This is a genomic window from Billgrantia desiderata (assembly GCF_900108215.1).
In the GTDB taxonomy this organism is placed as follows: domain Bacteria; phylum Pseudomonadota; class Gammaproteobacteria; order Pseudomonadales; family Halomonadaceae; genus Halomonas; species Halomonas desiderata.
The window spans coordinates 58,738-64,886 of the sequence record NZ_FNVC01000028.1 but is presented as its reverse complement, the minus strand read 5'-3'; the positions used below and the strand labels follow the sequence as shown (position 1 = coordinate 64,886).

At 66.7% G+C, this 6,149-nt stretch carries 7 protein-coding genes; 6 read left to right on the top strand and 1 reads right to left on the bottom strand.

Translation table 11 applies throughout. The features are described from left to right. From C4S71_RS19590 to C4S71_RS19565, 6 genes are all read left to right on the top strand, one after another. On the top strand, window positions 1-276 hold a 276-nt coding region (locus tag C4S71_RS19590), incomplete at its 5' end, for a group II intron maturase-specific domain-containing protein (protein ID WP_304481842.1). A 176-nt stretch (window positions 277-452) separates the two neighbouring features. After that, window positions 453-1,019, top strand: coding sequence for a DUF4124 domain-containing protein (locus tag C4S71_RS19585; protein WP_086511874.1), 567 nt, complete (start codon window positions 453-455; stop codon window positions 1,017-1,019). A gap of 315 nt (window positions 1,020-1,334) precedes the next feature. Beyond that, the gene (glnL, locus tag C4S71_RS19580) at window positions 1,335-2,381 is read left to right on the top strand and encodes a nitrogen regulation protein NR(II) (RefSeq protein ID WP_086511873.1); all 1,047 of its coding nucleotides are present in this window, start codon (window positions 1,335-1,337) and stop codon (window positions 2,379-2,381) included. Further along, window positions 2,374-3,783: a nitrogen regulation protein NR(I) gene (gene ntrC / locus C4S71_RS19575; protein ID WP_086511872.1), complete on the top strand. Its 1,410-nt coding sequence runs from the start codon at window positions 2,374-2,376 to the stop codon at window positions 3,781-3,783. The genes glnL and ntrC overlap by 8 nt, the downstream gene beginning before the upstream one ends. Before the next feature lie 206 nt (window positions 3,784-3,989). Continuing rightward, window positions 3,990-5,159: a zinc-dependent alcohol dehydrogenase gene (locus C4S71_RS19570; protein WP_086511871.1), complete on the top strand. Its 1,170-nt coding sequence runs from the start codon at window positions 3,990-3,992 to the stop codon at window positions 5,157-5,159. A gap of 45 nt (window positions 5,160-5,204) precedes the next feature. Continuing rightward, complete coding sequence (locus C4S71_RS19565; RefSeq protein ID WP_103970267.1) at window positions 5,205-5,804, top strand: hypothetical protein; 600 nt, start codon at window positions 5,205-5,207, stop codon at window positions 5,802-5,804. 100 nt (window positions 5,805-5,904) lie between these two features. Here the strand turns inward: C4S71_RS19565 and C4S71_RS19560 are convergent, their stop codons facing one another. Next, on the bottom strand, window positions 5,905-6,084 hold the full coding sequence (locus C4S71_RS19560) for a hypothetical protein (RefSeq protein WP_086511869.1): 180 nt from the start codon (window positions 6,082-6,084) through the stop codon (window positions 5,905-5,907). Window positions 6,085-6,149 lie beyond the last annotated feature (65 nt).

Here is a 6,149-nt window from a genome sequence, read left to right as displayed (position 1 = left end):
GTGAAACGCCCGCTGGAAGCGCTGGATCAATGGACACGTCGCCGATTACGCTGTGTGATCTGGCGGCAGTGGAAGCGCCCGACGACCCGGCGCCGGAAGCTTCTGGCGCTAGGCCTGGACGCATACCGTGCCTGGAAATCAGCGGGGAATGGGCGAGGAGCCTGGTGGAATGCGGGTGCCTCGCACATGAATCAGGCCCTGCCGCGGAAGCGGTTCGACGGGCTGGGCCTGATCTCGGTACTGGATACGGTAAGAGGGCTTAACCGTTCTTCATGAACCGCCGTATACGGAACCGTACGTACGGTGGTGTGGGAGGGCGCCGGGGGTGACCCCGGCCCCTACCCGATTCGTACACTAGGCGGAACGTTCCGTTACGCGCGCCCGATTCCGACCCGCCCATGCCCGGGTTCGGCCGGCAGGTGCGCTGCGGAACAGCCAAGGGGGAGCGACCCATGCTCAAGCTGATCGTGCCGTGCCTGCTGGGAGTGCTGATGGCGCATTCGGCACAGGCCACGACCATCTATCGCACCACCGATGCCCAGGGCAATGTGATCTTCACCGACGACCCCAACCGCGGCGGCGAGCCGGTCCAGCTGGCACCGGTGACCGTGATCCCTTCGCGCACCGAGGGGCGCCGGGCCGAGCCGCCACGGGCTGAGGGAGCCACCCCGCGGGCGGGCCAGTCGCCGGGCCAGCCCTTCATGCCCTACGACACCTTCCGCATTCGCTCGCCCGAGCACGGGGGCGACCTGCCTGCCAGCTACGCCGGCAATCTGCAGGTCGAACTGGCCATTGTGCCGGCGCTGCGTCCCGACCATCGCGTAAGGCTGCTGGTCGATGGCCAGGTGAGCCAGACCGCCATGCATACCAGTGCCTTCATGCTGACCAATCTGTCTCGCGGCGAATACGTGTTGCAGGCCGAGCTGCTCGACGCTCAGGGGCAGATACGCCACCGCACGGCGCCGGTCTCGCTCTACGTGCAGCGCTCCAGCGCCACTCTGCCGGGAAGCGACGGCTGAGTTCCTTCTGCTGCCTCGCTTTCCAACAGGCTGCCCCGATATAGGGTGGGTTCGCACCATGATGGATGAGGCGTGCGCTTTCTTCGCTGGCGCTTTCTCTCTGAGCGCACCATTATGGTGCATAGGCGGACGCGACATCCGCCCCGAAACGGCGCTATAGCGCTCTTATAAGGGTTGGCGCACTTCTTGCTTGCTTCTTGTGTAGGGGCCGGTGACGCCCAGGGGAGATGCCGCTTCGGCGATGAGCCGGGCATGCGCCATGACGATGCAAGCGCTGCGCTCAGTCCCCCTTCATTTTGCGAGAAAAGGTCGAAAATGTATCGACGCCTGATGGAACACCTCACCACGGCGGTGCTGCTGCTGGACGACGAGCTGCAGTTGAGCTGGATGAATCCGGCGGCCGAGGCCCTGCTGGCAGTCAGCCTGGGGCGGGTCAAGGGCCACAGCCTGGCGGCACTGCTGGTCGAAGACGACGGCATGGGCGAGGTGCTGGCCAAGGCGCGGGACGACCAGCATCCCTTTACCCAGCGCGAAGTGCGCCTGGCGCTGCTGGGCGGCGCCGTGGTGACCATCGACTACACGGTCACGCCGCTCTCCGCGGCCGAGCTGCTGGTGGAGATGGAGCCGCGCGACCGGCTGCTGCGGATATCCCGCGAGGAGGCCCTTCTCAACCGTCAGGAGGCGATCAAGGTGCTGTCGCGGGGGCTGGCCCACGAGGTGAAGAACCCGCTGGGTGGCATCCGTGGCGCCGCTCAACTGCTGGAGCGCGACCTTGACGACCCCGCCCTGCGGGAATTCACCCATATCATCGTCGAGGAGGTCGACCGCCTGCGCGACCTGGTCGACAGCATGCTGGGGCCGAACAAGCTGCTGCGTCACGAGCCGCTCAACGTGCACAAGGTGCTGGAGCGGGTGCGTACGCTGCTTTCCGCCGAGACACCGGGGGTGAGCATCGAGCGCGACTACGACCCCAGCCTGCCGGACTTTCCCGGCGACGAGGCGCAGATGATCCAGGCGGTGCTCAACGTGGCGCGCAACGCAGTGGAAGCCATGACCGAGGCCGGTACCGCAGCGCCCAGCCTGCTGCTGCGTACCCGCGCCCGCCGCCAGTTCACCCTGGGCGCCGAGCGTCATCGCCTGGTCTGCGAGGTGGCCTTGATCGACAACGGCCCCGGTGTTCCCGAAGCCCTGCAGGAAACCCTTTTCTACCCCATGGTATCGGGGCGCGCCGACGGCAGTGGACTGGGATTGTCCATTGCCCAGGGCATTCTGCATCAGCATCAAGGACTGATCGAATGCGAGTCCCGCCCCGGTCATACCGAGTTTCGTCTGCTTATTCCACTGGAGAAGCGCCATGACTGATGTCGCACGTGTCGCGGTGGTCGACGACGACCGCGCCATTCGCTGGGTGCTGGAGCGCGCCCTGGCTCAGCCCGACCTCGAGGTCGAGTGCATCGACCGGGCCGATATGGCGCTCAGCCGTCTTCTCGACGATCCCCCCGACGTGCTGGTCACCGATATCCGCATGCCGGGCATCGACGGCCTGGACCTGATGTCGCGGATCCGCGAGGTGCATCCCGATCTGCCGGTCATCGTCATGACGGCCCACTCCGACCTCGACAGCGCCGTGGCCTCCTACCAGGGCGGTGCCTTCGAATACCTGCCCAAGCCCTTCGACGTCGACGAGGCGTTGGCCCTGGTGCGCCGCGCGGTGGCCCATGCCCGCGAGCGCAAGCGGCCGGTGAGCGTACCCGAAGGGCTGAACGCCGAGATCATCGGCGAGGCGCCGGCCATGCAGGAGGTGTTTCGCGCCATCGGCCGCTTGTCGCACTCGCACATCACCGTGCTGATCAACGGCGAGTCGGGCACCGGCAAGGAGCGGGTGGCCCGTGCCCTGCATCAGCACAGCCCGCGCGCGGCCCACCCGTTCATCGCCCTGAACATGGCCGCCATCCCGCGCGATCTGATCGAGTCCGAGCTGTTCGGCCACGAGAAGGGGGCCTTCACCGGCGCCACCGCGCAGCGCCAGGGGCGCTTCGAGCAGGCCAACGGCGGCACGCTGTTCCTCGACGAGATCGGCGACATGCCGGCCGAGACCCAGACGCGGCTGCTGCGGGTGCTGGCCGACGGCGAGTTCTATCGCGTCGGCGGCCATACCCCGGTCAAGGTCGACGTGCGCATCATTGCCGCCACCCACCAGAACCTGGAGGCGCTGGTGGAGGACGGTCGCTTTCGCGAGGACCTCTTCCATCGCCTCAACGTGATTCGTGTCCATCTGCCCAAGCTCGCCGAGCGGCGCGAAGACATTCCCCGCCTGGCGCGGCACTTCCTGGCCGAGGCGGCCAAGGAGCTCGCCACCGACGTCAAGGTACTGACCAAGGATGCCGAGACCCACCTGACCCGGCTGCCGTGGCCCGGCAACGTGCGCCAGTTGGAGAATACCTGTCGCTGGCTGACGGTGATGGCCTCGGGGCGTGAGATCCTGGTCGAAGACCTGCCGCCGGAGCTGCGCCAGGGCGAGAGCGGCGAGGCCCCCAGCGGCGACTGGCGCGCCGCCTTCCGCGACTGGGCCGACCGCGCCCTGGCGGCGGGTCATACCCATCTGCTGGAGGAGGCGGTGCCGGACTTCGAGCGCATCCTGATCGAGACGGCGCTGAAACACACCGGCGGGCGCAAGGGCGAAGCCGCCGAGCTGCTGGGCTGGGGGCGCAATACACTGACGCGCAAGCTCAAGACGCTGTTGCCCTCACTGGCGGAAGACTGAGGTGGGCAAGATAGTCTGTGGTGGATAACGGTTACCAACTGCGGGTGACAAGCGCCCGGTGCTTTGCCAGGGCGCCGGGCCTGCACATGTGTGCAAAGGATCGTAACCGAGCTACCAAACTCCCTTACCTGTCGCCGGACGCCGCTGAACTAAGGTGAAGTTCAGGTCATTCGCTTTCGCAGGCAGTCAAAGACAGGGAGAGAGTCATGAAAGCGCTGTGTTGGCACGGCAAGAACGATATCCGCTACGAAACGGTTCCCGACCCGAAGATCGAACATCCCCGCGACGCCATCATCAATGTCAGCAGCTGCGCCATCTGCGGCTCCGACTTGCACTTGTTCCACCACTTCATTCCGGCCATGGAATCGGGCGATGTGGTGGGGCATGAGTTCATGGGCGAGGTGATGGAGGTCGGCAACGAGACCCGCGAGCTCAAGGTCGGCGACCGCGTCGTGGTGCCCTTCACCATCACCTGCGGCGAGTGCGAGCAGTGCCGGCGCGGCAATTTTTCCCTGTGCGAGCGCTCCAACCGCAACAAGGCGCTGGCCGACAAGGTGTTCGGCCATGCCGGGGCCGGCCTGTTCGGCTACTCGCATCTCACCGGCGGCTATGCCGGCGGCCAGGCGGAGTACGTGCGCGTGCCCTTCGCCGACACCACCCACGTCAAGGTACCCGACAGCCTGAGCGACGAGCAGGTGCTGTTCCTCGGCGATATCTTCCCCACCGGCTGGCAGGCGGCGGTGCAGTGTGACATCGAGCCCACCGATACCGTGGCCATCTGGGGTGCCGGGCCCGTTGGCCAGTTCTGCGTGCGCAGCGCCGTGCTGCTGGGTGCCGAGCAGGTGGTGGTGATCGACAACGTGCCCGAGCGCTTGGCCATGGCCGAGGCTGGCGGGGCGATCGCGATCGACTTCGACGAGGAGAGCGTGCTCGCCCGCCTGCAGGAGCTGACCCGGGGCAAGGGGCCGGAGAAGTGCATCGATGCGGTGGGGCTGGAGTCTCACGTGCCGCGCTCCCTCGATTCGGTCTACGACCGCTTCAAGCAGGCGATGATGCTGGAGAACGACCGCGCCCACGTGCTGCGCGAGATGATCTACGTCTGCCGTCCCGGCGGTATCCTGTCGATCCCCGGCGTCTACGGCGGCTTGATCGACAAGGTGCCCATGGGGCCGCTGATGAACAAGGGTCTGACCGTGCGCACCGGTCAGACCCACGTCAAGCGCTGGACCGACGAGCTGCTGGGTCTGATCGACGAGGGGCAGATCGACCCTTCCTTCGTGGTCACCCACAGCGCCGGCCTGGAGCAAGGGCCCGAAATGTACAACACCTTTCGCGACAAGCAGGACGGCTGCGTGAAGGTGGTACTCAAGCCTTGAGCGGCTTGTGCGCCGGATGCAGAAAACCGACATGGAGGTGAACAGATGAATCTCGACCGGAGCCATTCGCTGCAGACCAGCGACAGGCTGGCACGTGGGCTCGGCTGGCTGGGCATCGGGCTGGGTCTCTACCAGCTGCTGGCGCCGCGCAGCGTGACAAGAGCGCTGGGCGTGGAAGGGGCGGAAGCCATCGTGCGTCTTTGCGGCGCACGTGGTGTAGCCACCGGTATCGGTGCGCTGAGCGTCAATCCCAAGCCCGCGTTGTGGGCGCGCAGTGCCGGCGATGCGCTGGATCTGGCGGCGCTGCTGGCGCTGCTGGCCGACCGCGACCACCCCAAGCACGGCAGCGTCAAGCTGGCGCTGGTGGCGGTGGGGGCAAGCACGGCGGTAAGCCTGTATTGTGCTCAGGACCAGACCCGGCGGCACGCCTACCAGGCCGGACGCACACCCGACTACAGTGGGCGTAGCGGCTTTCCGCAAGGGGTGGAGCGTGCCCGGGGAGCGGCGGCACGCGGTGACGGTCTGCCTGCTCGTCCCATGGCGCTGCCTTCGCCGGCACGCTCGCCGGGGCCTCGTCTACAGACCACCACCGTGCGCCAACGCGACACCAGCGGTTATATCAAAGGCAGCGACTACGACTACTGAGCTGGCGCCATGATTGGGCTGCTGCTGTCGCCTGCGCTCACGCAATGAGGCCGAACCGCTGAAGTTCGGCCTCTTTTGTGTGGGTGCCTGGTGGGGCCGCTCAGCCGCCACCGATGCCCTCGATGACATAACCGGAACCGCCGCACTCGGGGCAGGTGCCGTCATCGATCCGGCCGTCGCCCTTGCACTTGGGGCATACGTTCTCTCCGGTACCGGGTGTGCCGGGCGGTGCCTCGTCGCCGGGCTGCTGGGGGCGGGTTGCGTCGGGTTTGCGTGCCATGCTGCCTCCTTGTCGAGTGGTCGACCTCTCGTGCGGGTGAACGTACTGACAAGTTAGGCAAGCCC

What these genes read in the sequence shown, in the direction of transcription:
- C4S71_RS19585 (WP_086511874.1), top strand. Translation starts at nt 453, where the DNA reads ATGCTCAAGCTGATCGTGCCGTGCCTGCTGGGAGTGCTGATGGCGCAT.
- glnL (WP_086511873.1), top strand. Translation starts at nt 1,335, where the DNA reads ATGTATCGACGCCTGATGGAACACCTCACCACGGCGGTGCTGCTGCTG.
- ntrC (WP_086511872.1), top strand. Translation starts at nt 2,374, where the DNA reads ATGACTGATGTCGCACGTGTCGCGGTGGTCGACGACGACCGCGCCATT.
- C4S71_RS19570 (WP_086511871.1), top strand. Translation starts at nt 3,990, where the DNA reads ATGAAAGCGCTGTGTTGGCACGGCAAGAACGATATCCGCTACGAAACG.
- C4S71_RS19565 (WP_103970267.1), top strand. Translation starts at nt 5,205, where the DNA reads ATGAATCTCGACCGGAGCCATTCGCTGCAGACCAGCGACAGGCTGGCA.
- C4S71_RS19560 (WP_086511869.1), bottom strand. Translation starts at nt 6,084, where the DNA reads ATGGCACGCAAACCCGACGCAACCCGCCCCCAGCAGCCCGGCGACGAG.